Origin of the sequence: Yersinia proxima, from assembly GCF_902170785.1 — a bacterium.
Taxonomy (GTDB): Bacteria; Pseudomonadota; Gammaproteobacteria; order Enterobacterales; family Enterobacteriaceae; genus Yersinia; species Yersinia proxima.
Genome location: NZ_CABHYG010000017.1, coordinates 392,119 through 409,209 on the forward strand (window position 1 = coordinate 392,119; position 17,091 = coordinate 409,209).

Below are 17,091 nucleotides of genomic sequence, written 5' to 3' on the forward strand. Positions count from 1 at the left end.
GAGAATGAAGACGAACTGAATAATACTCATAGTGATTATGCCTCAATCATAAAGAATAACAGGGATAATATTTCTGTCATTCCGGCTCCCTATAGTGAAGTTGCTTTTTACCTTTGGGCAATAAAAATAATTAGGGAACTTAACATGCAGATGAAAAAATTCAGATTGGCATTGCTGGCCAGTAGCATCGCGTTCAGTACTTCGTTGTGGGCGCAGGCTGTTGAAGTGCCAGCAACACTGGCCGGGCATGCGGTTTTGCCAGTGAAATCAACGGTTGCAGCGCCTGCTGATGCACCGACTGATTTACAACAAAGTGGCAAATACACCAGTGGTCAACGCGTGAGTACATTGGGCGCAGTCGCCGGTAAATCTGCTGATCGTCCAACAGGAATCGGTTTGCCAATCATCGGCCAGCCACTGCAAGGCCATTCTGGAATAAAACACATGCCCGATGGCACCTATTGGGTGCTGACCGACAATGGATTTGGTAGCAAAGCTAACTCGCCGGACGCCATGCTGTATCTCAATCACTATGATATTGATTTCAAAAATGGCAGTGTCACGCCACTGCAAACTCTGTTCTTGCACGATCCTGATAAAAAAGTACCTTTCCATATCACCAATGAAAGTACTGATAAACGCTATCTGACCGGTAGTGATTTTGACCCCGAAAGTTTCCAGTTTGCCGATGGTGCACTATGGATTGGTGATGAATTCGGTCCTTATCTGATTAAGGCCGATTTGAACGGAAAAGTGTTAGCGGTATTTGAAACTCAGGTTGATGGTAAAGTAGTAAAATCACCTGATAATCCAACACTTACGTTGCCGGGCGCTCCGGATGGCAAACAGAACTTTCAAGTGGCACGCTCAAAAGGATTTGAAGGGATGGCGGTGTCACCGGATGGCAGCAAGCTGTATCCCATGTTAGAAGGTGCGCTGTGGAATGGTGAAAAATTTGAAAACATTGATGGCAAACGCTACCTGCGCGTGTTGGAGTTTGATGTTAAAAATCAGGCGTGGACAGGGCGCAGCTGGCAATATGTGCTGGAAGATAACCAAAACGCCATTGGTGATTTCAATATGATTGATGCGAAGCATGGATTAGTGATTGAACGCGACAACGGTGAAGGGACAGCGGATAGAGCCTGTGCAACAGGGGCTGCGACCGATAAGTGTTTTAGCCAGATAGCCAAGTTCAAGCGTGTCTACAAAATCGCCTTTTCTGATGAAAACGTCGGCAAACCAGTAGAAAAAGTTTCATATATTGATCTGCTCAATATTAAAGATCCGCAGAACCTGGCACGTAAACCGCTAAATAATGGTGTGCTGACATTCCCATTCTTTACCATTGAAAACGTTGATGTGGTAGATGCCAACCATATCATTGTTGGTAACGATAATAATTTCCCATTCTCCTCCAGCCGTCAGCCTAATGAGGCGGATGATAATGAGTTTATCCTGTTGGATGTAAAAGAGTTATTGAGCCAGTAGCTGACTCAATTCTACCTGACAAGCCCGTATAGAGCGGGCTTTTACTCTTGATAATCATGCTTCATACAGCACTTTTGATGCTTCTTTGACTTGCCGTTCAAGGATATTAAGTGTCTTGGATAATACATTTTCTTGCTCTTTGAACCACTTATCTTTGTCAGGCAGAGAAGTGGCCAGCCGCCATGATTCTTCACTTTCCAGCGCTTTCAGTTCATGTAATATCGCATCAATTTGTTTTCTAACTTCATCTATTTTACGCCGCAACCGCTCAAGATCATCAATAAGGTCACTGGCCATCAATGGCTCCAGCCCTTGTTTTAAACTCTTCAGCAACGCGTGAATAGCGGGGAAGTCACCGCGTTGGCGGGCTTGATTGAGCTGAACCATTAATTGATGAGCTTTTTCTTTCAACTCATCAGCCACCAAATCCGGATGGCAGAGCCGGCTGGCTTGCCGCCACAAGCGGTTAAGTTCCTGCCGTTGCTCAGCAGAGTGTTTGCTATCATTATCAAGTCGCTGCTCGGCATCCGTTTGTTTTTCTTGATAACTTTCATATTTCTCTTTGGCGTCTTCGCGGGCTTTGCGCGTTGATTCAGTGTTGCGGGTACAAAAGGTGTTTTCCAACTCTTTAATTTCAGTCAGTAGTGCGTTAATTAATTCAGCCTGTTGCTGAATTCGGTTTCTTATCTCAATAGATTCATTGGAAACAGAAGGGAGCGCCAGCCAACGTAGTTTTAATGCAGCAAGTTCATCTATCGCCTGAGATATGTATTGCTGACAGTTACGATAATCGCGCTCTCTGCGACGGGCTTCTGCCTCTGCTTTACGCAAGACGCTTTCCGCCAACTGTTTGCGGAGATTAAGGATTTGCTTGGTCAATGGGCCGAGGCGCACCAAATAGAGATCGTTGAAATCATCCAGTAACTGAATACGCTCATTACGTTTATCAATTAACTCGCTTAGCTGTTCCTCCAAGGTTTTTAGTTCGAGTTTGCAAGCCGCCAATTCGACATCTTGCCACTGCGTCACCCCGTGCTTGCTACTCAACCATGCGGCAATAGCCTCCAGAGCTTGAGTGAATTTTCCTTGTTCCAGCGCGCTGACGATAAAAACCAGTACGGCATCCTGAGTCTCACCTTTTAGATAAGGGAGTTGGTTACGAATAATGTCGTCATCTTCAAGCTCAATAGCGCTTTTAATGATCTCCAGCCGTTTAATGAGTTTTTTCATAAATATAGGATTTGCTGATCGCCTAGACAGAATACCTACATACTAAACAACGGCTTCACATTGTTCCAGATGAATGAGGCGTGATTTGGTCTGGATGCTCAGATAGTTGAGTGGGCCTGTGCGATAAATCACATTCAATGGCGTGGTGACAAAGCCAGATTTGAGGAAATATTGAAATAGCGTTTTAAAAAAAGTAAGATCCAGCATTGAGTTAACTAAAATTATAAAATGGCTAAAAGTTGCCAAAATGAATAATCGAAAAGAGTGTAGTAGCGCAGTCCCATCTTCCCGACATCTGTTTCATTACGCCCCCTTTAGGAACTTATTTTTTGCCCGACTGCTCACGGTATTAGGCAATGGCATTGCCCCTATCGCACTGGCTTTTGCTGTCTTGGATATTGGCGGTTCCGCCACCGATTTAGGTTTAGTTGTTGCAGCGAGATCTATTTTCAATGTGGCTTTCTTATTGATTGGTGGAGTACTGGCGGATCGCTATTCCCGAAGTCTTGTGTTGTTATCTTCCTCTACCATTGCGGCCTTATCTCAGGCGGTGGTTGCCTGGTTGGTACTTGATGGCAGCGCAACCATCATAGGATTAGCTGTATTGGGAACGATTAATGGCGCGGCGGCGGGCATCGCATTACCCGCCTCTTCGGCTATGGTTCCACAAACTGTCCCTGCATTTCACCTCAGGGCGGCGAACGCTTTTATTCAAGTGGGTATCTATGCCGGCACGATAATTGGCGCTTCATTGGGCGGCATTCTGACCAGCACTATCGGGCCGGGATGGGGCCTGGCGGTTGATGCTTTGGGATTTGCCGCTGCCGCACCGTTATATTTCTTCATTCGTGTCAATTCAACCTTGTCTCTGGCATCGAACACCAACATTTTGCAAGATCTACGTGATGGTTGGAAAGAGTTCATTGCACGTTCATGGGTTTGGGCTATCGTCGCCCAGTTCACCATTATTAATGCGGCTTTTAGTGGCGTAGTGATGATTCTTGGCCCGATCATTGCCGATACTTCATTTGGCAGGGCAGGTTGGGGCGTTATCGTTGCAGCGGAGAGCGTTGGTCTTATTGTCGGTTCATTTATTGCTCTGCGCTGGCGTCCACGGCGTGACCTCTTTATTGGTGTCATATTGGTTTCACTTTGCGCTGTGCCGATCCTCCTTCTTAGTCTGGTTTCCTCGACATTCATCTTGATGGGGGGATTTTTTGTTGCAGGCCTGGGTTTTGGGCAGTTCGGCGTAGTTTGGGCCAATTCGCTACAAACGCATATTCCCGCCGATAAACTCGCGCGCGTTTATGCCTATGATGCGATGGGGTCATTTGTGGCGATCCCGGTGGGAGAACTGGCTGCAGGGCCGCTGGCTGTGCATTACGGTAATTCAACGGTTTTGTTGGCCGCCGCCGTTGCGGTGGTGATAGCAACCATCGCGGCCAGTTTTACTCCGGCGATTAGGCGGTTGTCATTTAGTTAAGCCTATCCTTGAAGGTGAAATAGAAGTCGCCAAGGGAATGTTGAGAACACTGATTAAGGCTACATGCGGTTATCCGGCAATTTCTGATGATGTAGGCCGCAACTCAAAATCTATTATGAGAATGTTGTCGCCAGATGTTGACCCCGGTATTAAAGCGTTTATGAGCGTCGTCAATGCAACGGAGCGACACTCACAAAAATCCGCATAAATTAGCGCAAACAACAGGCTCGCATAAGTGCGGGCTTTTTTGTGTCTGTCGTTTGGTGAAATCTGACCGGCAATCATGCTGCCAGTGCTACAGATTTCACGTAGCGTCACCGGTCAAAATAAGGGCAGGGACTTTAATGGGGCGTTTTAACTATGTGTAGCGATGCGAGATATGGTTTTCTATATCATAAATTCAATTTAACATAATATACATTATGCGCACCAAGGTAAGGATAGACAGAATCCAGGGCTTGTGTCGCTGTCATTGCTGTGTGATTGGTTCAGGTATCTGGCTAACATCTATGCCAAAAACCTTCTGGGATGTGCAACTATCCGAAAGACTACCCGTTCGACTGGCTAAAACAGCTCTCAGGCACAATACTTAGTATGGTTTCATATGTAGTTCATTATCTTTACAGAGGAATATTATGAAAATATTGAAAACAATGGCAATGCTGGTTGTTCTGGGTACATTTTCTTCCGCTGTTATATCCGCCGAACTGTTAACTAAGGAGGAACTTAATAATAATCCGCAGCAGTATGAGAAAATTGGCGATATCGTTACTGCTAATGAGTTAGCCCCAATGGATGCTAAAGCTGAACTATCCAAAAAGGCTGATGAATTAGGCGGAGACTATTATGTGATTACCTCGGCAAACACAGATAACAAGATCCACGCAACGGCTGATGTGTATAAGAAAAAGTAGTGATGATGAATCAAGTCGTAAAGTTAAAGCTGGCTGGTCTATTCACAGCCAGCTTTGTATTTCAGTTCCGCATACACAATGTGACGTTGTCACAATAAATCCCTCTTTTTAATCCTACTTTAATCCGGTATGCTCGAAATATGTCAGTAAATTGTCCGGATTTGAAACGTGATTTCATTGTTTAAACCAGCACGCCTGTTTTACGCCAGATCAGTGGGTTATCCATCGCTATCCCGGCTTGTGGCATGAGCCAATCTAACGCTTTCACCCCGTCAAAAGTGCCTGGCCCTGCTCTGCCCTTATTGGTCGCAGGCGCTTTCTTTATGGAAAATCTCGATGCGACGGTGATCGTTACTGCCATGCCACAAATGGCTTCGGCATTTGCGGTGCATCCGATTGATATGAATATTGGTATTTCTGCTTATATTCTCACGCTGACGGTATTTATCCCTGCCAGTGGCTGGATTGCCAATCGCTTTGGTGCGCGTAATGTTTTTACCGCCGCTATGGTTATTTTTACCTTGGCGTCAGTACTCTGTGCTTTAAGTTCTGATTTGACTACATTTACTGCTGCCAGAATTTTACAAGGATTTGGCGGTGCCATGATGGTGCCGGTGGGCCGATTGATTGTACTGCGCAATACGTCCAAAGCGGATCTGATTAAAGCTATCGCGACCATTACCTGGCCAGGATTGGTTGCCCCGATCCTCGGGCCGCCGGTGGGCGGTTTTCTGACTACCTATGCTTCCTGGCATTGGATCTTTATTCTAAATGTTCCACTGGGTATGCTGGGATTATGGCTGGCATGGCGGCTTATCCCACAGGAACCACCACAAAAAGAGACGCCTTTCGATATATTGGGTTTCTTATTAACCGGATCAGCTTGTTTCAGCCTAATGTTTGGGCTGGAGTTATTTAATCACCAAACTTTATCACGCTGGATTCCTTTGTTGTGTATTAGTGCTAGCCTGCTATTAGGTGGGTTGGCGGTTTATCACGCCAAACGGCAGATTACGCCGCTGATTGACCTGTGGGCTTTACGTATAAAAAGTTACAGCGTCACAATTTGGAGTGGGAGTTTGTACCGAATCGCGATCGGTGCCGTGCCCTTTTTACTGCCGTTACTGTTCCAGATTGGATTTGGCATGAGCGCTTTTCATGCTGGTTTATTAGTGTTGGCCGTTTTTGCCGGTAACTTGATGATGAAGCCTTTTACTTCAGCCATCTTATATCGCTTCCGTTTCCGTTCTACCTTGTTGGTCAATGGGTTACTTAATGCGGTCACTATCTTCTCTTGTGCGCTGATCACCCCTGAAACACCTTATGTATTGATTATATTGCTGCTATTTGTCAGCGGATTAACGCGATCAATGCAGTTTACCGCACTCAATACCTTGGCCTATTCTGAAATCCCAGCGCCGAAAATGGGCGGTGCCAATACCTTTTCCAATATGATTCAACAGTTGGCGATGGGACTGGGTATTGCTATCGGCGCTCTGGCTCTGCGTATCGCCGAGTGGTTCCATCCCTATCGGGCGGGAATGATCCCATTGGAAAACTTCCAGATAGCATTTGTGGTTATTGGGGTGGTCGCATTACTATCAGTAGTTGATACATTAACGTTGGGCCGTGACGCTGGCGATGAAGTGCGTAAGAAACCGTCAAGACGTTGAGCTAAAACCGTGCTTAACCGTATGTTAATCCTATCAAATTATACTATTGGCAACGAAAGATAAGGAATGAATATGATCGTTTTCGTCACAGGCGCGACCTCCGGGTTTGGTGAAGCTATCGCCCGCAAATTTATCAGTCACGGTCATCAGGTTATTGCCACTGGCCGTCGTCAGGAGCGGTTGGACGAATTGAAAACTGAGCTGGGCGAACAACTGCATATTGTGCAGTTAGATGTGCGTAATCGTGCGGCGATTCAACATGTTATTGACCAACTCCCCGCTGAGCTGAAAAACATTGATGTGCTGGTGAATAATGCTGGTTTAGCATTAGGCCTGGAGCCGGCTCATAAAGCCAATGTTGAAGATTGGGATACGATGATTGATACCAATACCAAAGGTTTGGTGAATATGACGCGTGCACTACTCCCTGAAATGGTGGCACGCGATGTCGGCCATATTATTAATATTGGTTCTACTGCCGCTAACTGGCCTTACGCTGGCGGTAATGTGTATGGCGCAACCAAAGCCTTTGTGAAGCAATTCAGTCTGGGTCTGCGTGCTGATTTGCATGGCACACATATTCGCGTCACAGATATTGAACCAGGTATGGTGGGTGGCACGGAATTCTCTGCGGTGCGTTTTAAAGGCGATGGCGAGAAAGTGAATAAAACCTATGATGGCGCTAACCCATTAACGCCAGAAGATGTTGCCGAAGCGGTGTATTGGGTGGCCACATTGCCTGCTCGCGTCAATATCAATACGCTGGAAATGATGCCGGTCAGTCAATCCTTTGCCGGATTGAGTATTCACCGCGAAGGTTAACCCGTGTTTGGGGCGTTCACCGCCCCACCCTTAATTGACCCGCCAGCCCGCGACAATAATCAACATCCCGACCAACGCCACTCCCGCACCCACCCAATCAAACAGAGATAACTTCACGCCATCAACCACTCTCAGCCAAATTAACGCCGTCGCCACATAAACACCGCCGTAGGCCGCATAGACCCTACCACTGGCGGCAGGATGCAAGGTTAATAACCAGACAAACAGCGCCAGACTGGCGGCTGCGGGCAGTAATAACCAGATGCTTGCCCCTTTGCGCAGCCATAAGTAAGGCAAGAAACAGCCAATAATTTCAGCCAATGCAGTGACAAAAAACAGTAACGACGTCTTTAACATGTACACATCCCTTTTGATACTGCTTTTAAAAACAACTCACACCTGACGCAGAGAAAGTCAAATGGAGGGGAAGCGTGCCGTTGGGGTCGTAACGGCGTAAGCCGTCGGAGTGCCCCTAGGTACGATAGCCCCTTCACTCACTGAATTACCAACAGCATCGTCATTAACCTCACCCCCTGGTATGCTTAATTTACTTATGTTGCCTGAATATCCACTCGCGCACCGGTTCGATGTTGTAGGCAACACGCCAGGTATTTCGATGCCCGGAAGCCCCAGCCATCGATTCGCCTGCAGGAACCACAGTTCCTTTGCGAAAAGTAATGTAGTTAATCGATGCGTTTTCAGCATCAATTTTTTCGAATGCACGACGAAATTGTTCCGCATCCCAGGTTCCATCCCAAACGGCCTCGGCAACTTTTGCGCCCTCTTTTTTCAACACCTCAATAATGGCATTTTGACCCGGCCAGGCTTTGTCATCATCCTGGGAAACAATAATCCACAGTTTCTGACCTGCCAACGACTTGACCAGTGCGGGATCCCACTGCCCAGCCACCAACAATGATGCCGCAAAAAGGTCTGGGTACTTGATATTCATAGCAATTGACATCATGCAGCCACCGGATTGCCCGGTCACATAAAGACGATTGCGATCAATATTATACTGCTGGCACAGAGCATTAATCAGATCGACGGTGGTATCCAGCATATCTGACGTCTGTGAATTATCATCAGCGATGATTTCAGCATACTGTGGTGCCAGAATAAAACAGGGCCGCTGGGCTTGATCTGCTGGCGACGCCCAAGAGATAGCCCCCAATCCCTGAAACAATGTGGTCTGGGTGACATCACTGGTTGCCCCGGCATCATGCATAAACAGCACCAGTGGCCATGCGTGATCTTGGGTGTAACCTGCTGGAATATATAAATTATATTTTAACGTCTTCCCGGTTTTCGGATCGTGGTATTCCAGTTGTTTAAAATCATCCACTATCAGGTTTTTCACCTTGTCAGTCGTCAGCTCTTTTGCTTTCGGCAAAATAGCCTGACCGGAAACCGTATAAAGCTCAGACAGTTGGCTAAATGATGCGGTTGCCGCCGGATAAACCGTGTCATAAACCGGTATGTCCCCTGCCTTACCTGGCCCGCCTTGCCCTGGATTCTCACTTTTATCTTTTTTAGGTTGCGGCAATTTTTCGGCTAAAGCGGCGTTTTTATCTTCCGGAGATAGAGTGATGATGACATATTTTCCCGTTGGCGCTTTATCTGCCGGATCAGCTGAATGGCTGGTAAATACATCGGTAATAGTACGGCCTTCAACCGTGAAATCCGTAGGCTTAAGCTCTTTACCATCAACCGGCTGATTGTATTGCACCGCGACGCCGGTAAGCCGCACACCGTCACCATAAACCTGAGTAATTGCCGTCCCATTTACCACCGCCGGCGATTGTTTGGCTGTGGTTTTATTAGCACCTGCGGCAAAAACCGGTGCGCTAAATTTGAGTGTAATTCCCAGTCCCGCCACCATGGTCAGAAATTCACGTCGTGTTTTCATCATAAACCTCCTCTTCTTGCTGGCCGATTTCACCTGAAAGCTCGTCATCTGTCGTTGACTGGTTTATATACCGTGACCAATGATATAATTCTCTCTCGCAGATACTGTGCCAGTAAATTATATGATGATTTCGCATCACCGACTCATAAAGGACTTAAGACGATGACAATAACTAATCTGGCACGCTTGCTGCGCGCTGTTCTACCGCTCGCCGTGCTGGCTTTACCACTGGCATGGCAAACCCCTGTGTTAGCGCAATCCGCAACTTGCACTCAGGGTAGCACTTGTGTCTCTGTTGGCGGGAACAATGATCCTATGTCAAAAGAACAAGCGCGCCAAAGCCAGCAACAGTGGGATGATACCCATCGCTTGCGTAATAAGGTGAATAGCCGGGTAGAAAAGAATTTTGATAAATACGACCGTGCCGAAGACGCAAAAGACAATTGCGATCGTAGCGCAAACTTCAATGCCTATTGGGAACCGAACACTGAACGTTGCCTGGATCGTTTAACCGGTCGCCAGATTAATCCGTAATTGACGGTAATGGCTCGGATTGACTTGAGGTTATGTCAACCAGAGCTATCCTTACGTTAGGCAAGCTATTCATCCACATAAGGATTTTATGATGAAAAAAACGCTTATTATCAGTACATTATTATTGTCTCTGGCTCCGTTGGCAGCTTTGGCATCCTGTGAAAGTGTTAAAGCAGACATCGCGCAAAAGATTATCAGTAATGGTGTACCTGAATCTGGTTTTAAACTAGATATTGTCCCTAACGATCAGGTACAAAATGCGGGTGGACAAGTGGTTGGGCATTGTGAAAATGATACTCAGAAGATTGTTTATACTCGCATAACTGACAGCGAATAGTTTATCCATTACCTGTTCAGGGCGTACCTTTCGGTGCGCCTTTCTATTTTATAGCGACCATAATTTGCTTTATATGAAACGGCCTGCCCATTGGTATTACTATCGCGCCATGCTGCGCCGGCTGATGATTGCCATCATGCTGGGCATCATTTCTGCGCTAATTGTCTGGTTGTTCCATCAAGCGATGTTGGGGCTTGAGTGGTTATTATTTGCGCGTACCGACGGCAGTCTGGTTGCGGCAGCCTCTTCTATTAGTGGCTGGCGACGTGTATTAACCCCCGCATTAGGAGGATTGGCCGCAGGCTCGCTATTGTGGGGGTATCAGCGTTATCAACATCGAAAGCCCAGTGCCCCCACCGATTATATGGAAGCCATCGAAACCGGTGATGGTCGATTAGATGTTTCTGCCAGCCTGATCAAATCGCTGGCTTCGTTGCTGGTGGTATCCAGCGGCAGTGCCATTGGTCGTGAAGGTGCTATGGTGCTGTTGGCTGCTTTATTCGCCTCTGTATTTGCCCAACGTTACGCAAAACCTAAGGAGTGGAAACTTTGGGTTGCATGTGGTGCCGCCGCCGGTATGGCCAGCGCCTATCATGCGCCATTAGCGGGTAGCCTGTTTATTGCAGAAATTCTGTTTGGCACACTGATGTTGGCTTCCCTCGGGCCGGTGGTTATTGCGGCTGTCAGTGCATTGCTCACCACCAACCTGTTACATGGCGGGCAAGAAACGCTGTATCACGTACAAACGCTGCCATCCCCGTGGCCGATACAATATCTTCTGATGGCATTATTGGGGATACTTGCGGGTATTTGTGGGCCGCTGTTTCTTAAAGGGATGACCGCGAGCGGGAATGCATTTCGTTCTCTGAATCTGTCGCCGCCATTGCAATTAGCACTGGGGGGACTAATTGTCGGGCTATTATCGCTTATTTTCCCTGAAGTCTGGGGCAATGGTTACAGTGTGGTGCAATCATTATTGACCGCCCCACCGGGAATTTTATTAATTGGCGGTATTTTAGTTTGTAAGCTGTTGGCGGTGCTGGCCAGTAGTGGTTCGGGCGCACCCGGAGGGGTATTTACGCCAACACTGTTTGTAGGTGCGGCGTTAGGGATGTTATGCGGTCAGATATTTGCCTGGTGGCCTATGTTGGGTGACAATATTGCGTTATTAATGGCATTGACGGGCATGGCGACATTACTGGCAGCGACTACTCATGCACCTATTATGGCCGCTCTCATGGTGTGTGAAATGACCGGAGCCTATACTCTACTGCCAGGGCTACTATTATCCTGTGTTATTTCGACAACAATAGCCCGTTGGTTGCGCCCTATTTCGGTATATCACTCACGGTAAAATACGCCAATAATAAATAACCGTAATATACACATTAATATGTATTACTTAGCCATTGCTGCCAGATCTAAATACTTTGCTAAAGGCTTTTGTTCTGGATGCGGCAGATAAGGCAATTGCCCTAATTGCGGCGCCGGTAAACGCTCACGCAACATGGCGATTGTTTCCGCATAATGCGCCAATCCCGGATTAATACGATTGGCAACCCAGCCTAATAACGGCAATCCATCATTGATAATCGCCTGAGCAGTTAATAAGGCATGATTAATACAACCTAATTTAATCCCAACCACTAAAATGACCGGTAATTGTTCTTGAATCACCCAGTCAGAATAAAAACGTTGGTCATTCATCATCACTTTCCAGCCACCACACCCCTCAACAACAACGGTATCGGCTTTAGTTGATAATCGCAACAATCCTTCCGTCATTTTATTGTAGTTTATCAGGGTGTCAGAGCAGGCATGGATAACATCCCCGGCTAATGGGTATGGATTAACATCCTGATAATCCACTTCAATAGAGGATGAAGCCTGTAAAATCAGTGCATCTTGGTTACGCAGCCCATCGGGAGTTTCTTTACTCTCCGTCGCTACTGGTTTATAGCCAACAGCTGTTCTGCCATTTTGGCTTAAGGCCTGAAGTAAGGCCCGTGACACTACGGTTTTACCAACAGCTGTGTCGGTTCCCGTCACAAAAACACGCGTTAACATAACAATACTCCGCAATCTGGCCACTTCGACTCACGTCTTTTCGCCTAATATTAGCGAAAATTGCAACATGGATAAAAGTCTAGGCGATGCCGACTACAAACAGCTTGCGTTAGCGCAATGTTTTGCCGAACTGAGCACAGTTTTTAACGGATATCGGCCGATAATATAGTGAACATATCCAATATACCCATTAATAATTAACTCTTAATTATTAATTACGTCCTATCCTTGCAGTAATTTAACTAATAATGAGCCGTTATATAACGCTTCTTTTACCAGCGCAGCCCCCGGCATTGTCCCTTGATTAAAAAATTTAGTCTGTTCAACCAAAATATGTTCGCTATAAGCGGGCAGTGCTTGTTGGTGAATGCAAGATGCAATGGCGGGATGCAGAATAGAAGCCGCTTTATTTAATGGTGAGCCAACAAGAATTTTTTCTGGATTAAATAAATTGACCATTATGGCAATAATTCGCCCAACACTGTGGCCAACGCCCAAGATAATATCTTTGGCTAATTGATCGCCAGCCAAAGCCGCATCACATAAAGACTCGACCGTCAGTGGCGAACCATGTAATAGCGAACTCATTGATCCATTTAATCGTTGTTGGGCAATTTCCAGCATATTTTCAATACTGGCAACCGTCTCAAGACAACCATGATTACCGCAATAACAGCGCTTCCCATAAGGGTCAACTTGAGTATGGCCAATTTCAACCACACTGCGGCTACCTGCATGTAATACTCTGCCCGCAGTAATCACCCCGGCACCGACATTATGGTCAATCACCACTTGAATCACATTCTGACAGCCGCGCGAAGCGCCATACAAGGCCTCTGCCATCGTCCAGGCGCAAATATCATGTTGCAGATAAACAGGTAATCCCGTTCGCTGCTCTAGCGCTGGGCCAAGTAGCATCTCATCTACTTCATAGAATGGCATCTTATGCACGATGCCCGCCGGTGCATCAATGATGCCAGGCATGGTAATAGCAATAGCCGTTAGCCGCTCAAGTTTTTCCTGGTGGCGGATAAAGAATTGATCGACTTCGCTAAGGATACGATTGAGTAAGGGTTCTGAATGACTGTCCGGTAAGGGAATTTGATCTTCAACCACCAGTTTACTACTGAGGTCACGCAGCGCGAGAGTAATGGAGCCTCGGCTAATTCGCCCGGAGACATAGTGCCAAGCCTCGGTATCCAGAACCAAACCAATTGCTGGCCGTCCACGGCTACCGACATCTTGATATTCTGTTTCTTTTACCAAATGAGCTTCAACTAATTCCCGCACAATCTTGGTGATACTGGCGGGGGCCAGTTGCGCCCTTTTAGACAGTTCAATACGGGATATCGGGCCGAACAAATCAATCAGCCGATAAACGGCCCCTGCATTGGTTTGCTTGATTTGATCAATATGCCCAGGCTGTCCATCCGTTATCACTAAACCGGCTCCTTCTCTGTCACCGAGTATTTTTCGCGCTTCTAAATAAAGATTATCGGCTATGTTGGGGCTTTTGGCATATGGCGTCAACTATTTGATTAGTTATGTGATTTACTGCACATAATCGGTGATATCCATTGACTCAACGCTGATTATTTAGCCGAATGAAGAGCAAAAAACATCCACCAATATTATTTAAACTTTGCCATCAAAAATGCCTTTATGCTTTACCTGTTGGGATATCCGCCATCATTAGGCGGATCAATGCTTCCGCTGGCGCAGTCACCGGGCGATGTTTATGATTGACCAGCCACACCTCTGTAGTGGCACTGGCTTCCGCTAACGGTAAGTATTTCACCCCATCCACTTTTATCCGAGTAAATGACGCTGGCAAGATAGAAACACCCAGACCGGAGGATACCAGCCCGACAATAGTCATCGCCTCTCCGACTTCTTGCGTGATATAGGGCGTGATACCCGCACGCGCTAATAGTGTCAAAATTTCATCATAAAGTGCAGTCCCCACCTCTCGTGCAAAGAAAACAAAAGGTTGTTCAGCTAACGAACTAAATTTGACACTCCCCTGAGGTAAGGCGGCTAACGGACTTTCTTCATGGACAACGGCCACTAAAGGCTCACGCAGCAACAAGCGATATTGCAACGCATCTGGCAGACGGGTATTACGCATTACGCCAATATCAAGTCGCCCATCCAGCAAGGGTTCAATTTGCTGTTTGGTATTCACTTCCTGCATTTTAATGTGAACATGTGGGTGTAATTGGCGAAACGCGCGCAAATTCTTTGATACAGCGCTGATAAAAGGTGCTGACGAGGTAAAGCCAATGGTTAACTCCCCCGACTCCCCACGATGCAGGCGCGCGGCTTTCTCTGTCGCTGAGTTGACCTGCGCCAAAATTTGGTATGCCTCTTTTAAGAACAGCGCGCCTGCTTGGGTCAGACTGACATTGCGGTTATTGCGGGCCAATAACCTGGCTCCGATTTGCTCTTCCAATATCTGAATTTGTTGGCTTAGCGGGGGTTGCGAAATACGCAAACGCTCAGCTGCTCGTCCGAAATGTAGCTCTTCTGCTACCGCGATGAAATAACGTAAGTGCCTGAGTTCAATACTCATCCTACCCCATTGATACTTTTAAAGTCTTATTGCGAATGATTAATATATTAGACAAAAAACTCTGCTATTTCTATGATCCTGTTATTACGCCGAACAACGATTGATCCTGCTCTGTTGCGGTGAACAAACTGTTTTGATTGTGCTTGTTTTTATTGTGCTATTGATAAGGAAATACCGTGACCACCTCTTTGCACACTACGGATACCGCAGTGTCGAACCTCGCCGCAAATGACGATGCAACTGCTACAGCGCCTAAAACTACTCGTTTCACTAAACGTCCTTATATTCAACGCGGTACACCGGAATTTATTCGTGTCACTCTGGCTTTCTTTTCGGCCGGATTAGCCACCTTTGCTCTGCTTTATTGTGTACAACCTATCCTGCCGTTGTTATCGCAAGATTTTAACATCTCTCCTGCGGGCAGTAGTTTATCGCTATCAGCCGCTACCGGGATGTTGGCGTTTGGTTTGATGTTTACCGGGCCATTATCGGATGCTATTGGCCGTAAATCCGTGATGGTGGTGGCCTTGATGCTGGCCGCTATCTGCACTTTGATTTGTTCATTTATGACCAGTTGGCAGGGGATTTTGCTAATGAGGGCTTTGATTGGCTTATCCCTTAGCGGTGTAGCTGCAGTGGCAATGACCTACCTCAGTGAAGAGATCCATCCCAGCTTTGTCGCGCTCTCCATGGGGTTATATATCAGCGGTAACTCGATTGGTGGGATGAGTGGTCGTCTGGTCACTGGGGTACTGAGTGATTTTTTCTCCTGGCGTGTTGCATTGGCCGTGATTGGTTTATTTGCGTTGGCTGCAGCCTGCATGTTCTGGCGTATTCTTCCGGCCTCTAAACATTTCCGCCCGACATCATTGCGCCCCAGAACGCTGGTGATTAATTTCAAACTACACTGGCGTGATTCAGGCTTACCACTGCTGTTCGCAGAAGGCTTTTTAATCATGGGCAGCTTTGTCACTTTATTTAATTACATTGGTTATCGTTTGCTAGCGCAGCCTTATTATCTCAGTCAAGCTGTGGTGGGGTTATTATCGATAGTCTATCTGACCGGCTCTTATAGTTCGCCTAAAGCGGGTGCATTAACCAGTCGTTATGGCCGAGGGCCGGTATTAATGGCATCGATAGGTATGATGCTAATTGGGGTCATTATTACCGGCTTCTCACCGGTAATAACCATATTTATTGGCATGATGGTATTTACTGCTGGTTTTTTTGCTGCACATTCGGTCGCCAGTAGTTGGATTGGTCGTCGGGCGCGCCGGGCTAAAGCACAGGCTTCATCATTATATCTATTTTGTTATTATGCCGGCTCTAGTGTGGCGGGGACATTAGGTGGTATTTTCTGGCTAAATTTAGGCTGGACGGGTGTTGTGGTATTTATCGCCACCCTTTTGTTGCTGGCATTGTACGTTGGGCAACAGTTGCGTAAATTGCCAGAAGCGGCCAGAATCTAATCTTAAATGAGGCAAAGTTGATTGGACGCCAAATTACAATTTGACGTCCTCTTCGCTATGTACCTATTATTAAGAGGAGCTTAACGACCCTAAGCGATTGTTGCTTGAGATATAAATTAAGTATCTAATGTATTAAGGGATTTATTACTGAATATTTCCTTAATTTATGTAAGGTCAGGAGAAAATATGACAAACCACTTCCTCACGCTTTGGGATATACTCGCGACAACATTTTCCATTTTCTTTTTCATCGCATACTTGCTGATTCTGTTTCAGGTCATTTCCGACCTTTTCCGAGACCATGAATTAAGTGGGTTTTATAAAGCGATTTGGATTCTGTTTTTACTCTTCATTCCACTTCTAACGTCTCTGGTATACCTCATCACACGAGGTAAAGGTATGGCTCAGCGCTATCGAGCTTCGGTACAAAAATCAGTATCCGAAACCAATGAGTATATCCGTCATGTTGCCGGTAAATCGCCAGCAGAGCAGATTGCTGACGCGAAAAAATTATTAGATGAAGGGACTATTACTGAAGGTGAATATCAGCAGCTAAAAGCTAAAGCACTGTCCTGATATTTTGATTCATC

The 17,091-nt window shown here is 46.5% G+C and carries 16 protein-coding genes; 10 read left to right on the forward strand and 6 right to left on the reverse strand.

All coding sequences use genetic code 11. From position 1 onward, the window contains the following. The first annotated feature begins 144 nt into the window (after positions 1-144). On the forward strand, positions 145-1,491 hold the full coding sequence (locus tag FTB31_RS18040) for an esterase-like activity of phytase family protein (RefSeq protein ID WP_227724244.1): 1,347 nt from the start codon (positions 145-147) through the stop codon (positions 1,489-1,491). A 54-nt stretch (positions 1,492-1,545) separates the two neighbouring features. Here FTB31_RS18040 and FTB31_RS18045 read toward each other — a convergent pair whose 3' ends face one another. Beyond that, positions 1,546-2,721, reverse strand: coding sequence for a coiled-coil domain-containing protein (locus FTB31_RS18045; RefSeq protein WP_227719363.1), 1,176 nt, complete (start codon positions 2,719-2,721; stop codon positions 1,546-1,548). 247 nt (positions 2,722-2,968) lie between these two features. Here FTB31_RS18045 and FTB31_RS18050 point away from each other — a divergent pair, with 247 nt between their 5' ends. The 4 genes from FTB31_RS18050 (at position 2,969) to ydfG (ending at position 7,613) form a co-directional block, all read left to right on the forward strand. Then, positions 2,969-4,204 (forward strand): MFS transporter, encoded by a 1,236-nt coding sequence (locus FTB31_RS18050; protein WP_077293915.1) that lies wholly within the window; start codon positions 2,969-2,971, stop codon positions 4,202-4,204. 635 nt (positions 4,205-4,839) lie between these two features. Next, positions 4,840-5,118, forward strand: a complete 279-nt coding sequence (yahO, locus tag FTB31_RS18055) for a DUF1471 family periplasmic protein YahO (RefSeq protein ID WP_077174724.1) — start codon at positions 4,840-4,842, stop codon at positions 5,116-5,118. 245 nt (positions 5,119-5,363) lie between these two features. Continuing rightward, positions 5,364-6,791: an MFS transporter gene (locus tag FTB31_RS18060; RefSeq protein ID WP_077174725.1), complete on the forward strand. Its 1,428-nt coding sequence runs from the start codon at positions 5,364-5,366 to the stop codon at positions 6,789-6,791. A 72-nt stretch (positions 6,792-6,863) separates the two neighbouring features. Beyond that, positions 6,864-7,613 carry a bifunctional NADP-dependent 3-hydroxy acid dehydrogenase/3-hydroxypropionate dehydrogenase YdfG gene (gene ydfG / locus FTB31_RS18065; protein WP_050078046.1) on the forward strand — a complete coding sequence of 250 codons (750 nt, stop codon included), beginning with the start codon at positions 6,864-6,866 and terminating at the stop codon, positions 7,611-7,613. A 30-nt stretch (positions 7,614-7,643) separates the two neighbouring features. Here ydfG and FTB31_RS18070 read toward each other — a convergent pair whose 3' ends face one another. Both FTB31_RS18070 and FTB31_RS18075 read right to left on the reverse strand, forming a co-directional pair. Next, positions 7,644-7,970: a YnfA family protein gene (locus FTB31_RS18070; protein WP_077174726.1), complete on the reverse strand. Its 327-nt coding sequence runs from the start codon at positions 7,968-7,970 to the stop codon at positions 7,644-7,646. 190 nt (positions 7,971-8,160) lie between these two features. Next, complete coding sequence (locus FTB31_RS18075; protein WP_077174728.1) at positions 8,161-9,522, reverse strand: carboxylesterase family protein; 1,362 nt, start codon at positions 9,520-9,522, stop codon at positions 8,161-8,163. A gap of 162 nt (positions 9,523-9,684) precedes the next feature. On the opposite strand from FTB31_RS18075, the gene FTB31_RS18080 reads away from it, so the two are divergent. The 3 genes from FTB31_RS18080 (at position 9,685) to clcB (ending at position 11,747) form a co-directional block, all read left to right on the forward strand. After that, on the forward strand, positions 9,685-10,056 hold the full coding sequence (locus FTB31_RS18080; RefSeq protein WP_050078041.1) for a DUF1283 family protein: 372 nt from the start codon (positions 9,685-9,687) through the stop codon (positions 10,054-10,056). Between the two features lie 91 nt (positions 10,057-10,147). After that, complete coding sequence (locus FTB31_RS18085; protein ID WP_050078040.1) at positions 10,148-10,393, forward strand: DUF1161 domain-containing protein; 246 nt, start codon at positions 10,148-10,150, stop codon at positions 10,391-10,393. Positions 10,394-10,466: 73 nt separating this feature from the next. Further along, the gene (gene clcB / locus FTB31_RS18090) at positions 10,467-11,747 is read left to right on the forward strand and encodes a voltage-gated ClC-type chloride channel ClcB (RefSeq protein WP_227731672.1); all 1,281 of its coding nucleotides are present in this window, start codon (positions 10,467-10,469) and stop codon (positions 11,745-11,747) included. A gap of 44 nt (positions 11,748-11,791) precedes the next feature. Here clcB and bioD read toward each other — a convergent pair whose 3' ends face one another. From bioD to FTB31_RS18105, 3 genes are all read right to left on the reverse strand, one after another. Then, positions 11,792-12,460 (reverse strand): dethiobiotin synthase, encoded by a 669-nt coding sequence (gene bioD, locus FTB31_RS18095; RefSeq protein WP_050078037.1) that lies wholly within the window; start codon positions 12,458-12,460, stop codon positions 11,792-11,794. A gap of 222 nt (positions 12,461-12,682) precedes the next feature. Then, a complete protein-coding gene (mlc, locus tag FTB31_RS18100; protein ID WP_050078035.1) occupies positions 12,683-13,900 on the reverse strand; it encodes a sugar metabolism global transcriptional regulator Mlc in 1,218 nt (405 codons plus the stop codon). A 220-nt stretch (positions 13,901-14,120) separates the two neighbouring features. After that, a complete protein-coding gene (locus FTB31_RS18105) occupies positions 14,121-15,032 on the reverse strand; it encodes a LysR family transcriptional regulator (protein WP_077174731.1) in 912 nt (303 codons plus the stop codon). 176 nt (positions 15,033-15,208) lie between these two features. Here FTB31_RS18105 and FTB31_RS18110 point away from each other — a divergent pair, with 176 nt between their 5' ends. Both FTB31_RS18110 and FTB31_RS18115 read left to right on the forward strand, forming a co-directional pair. After that, positions 15,209-16,501, forward strand: a complete 1,293-nt coding sequence (locus tag FTB31_RS18110) for an MFS transporter (protein WP_077174732.1) — start codon at positions 15,209-15,211, stop codon at positions 16,499-16,501. Positions 16,502-16,687: 186 nt separating this feature from the next. Next, positions 16,688-17,077, forward strand: a complete 390-nt coding sequence (locus FTB31_RS18115; RefSeq protein ID WP_050078032.1) for an SHOCT domain-containing protein — start codon at positions 16,688-16,690, stop codon at positions 17,075-17,077. Positions 17,078-17,091 lie beyond the last annotated feature (14 nt).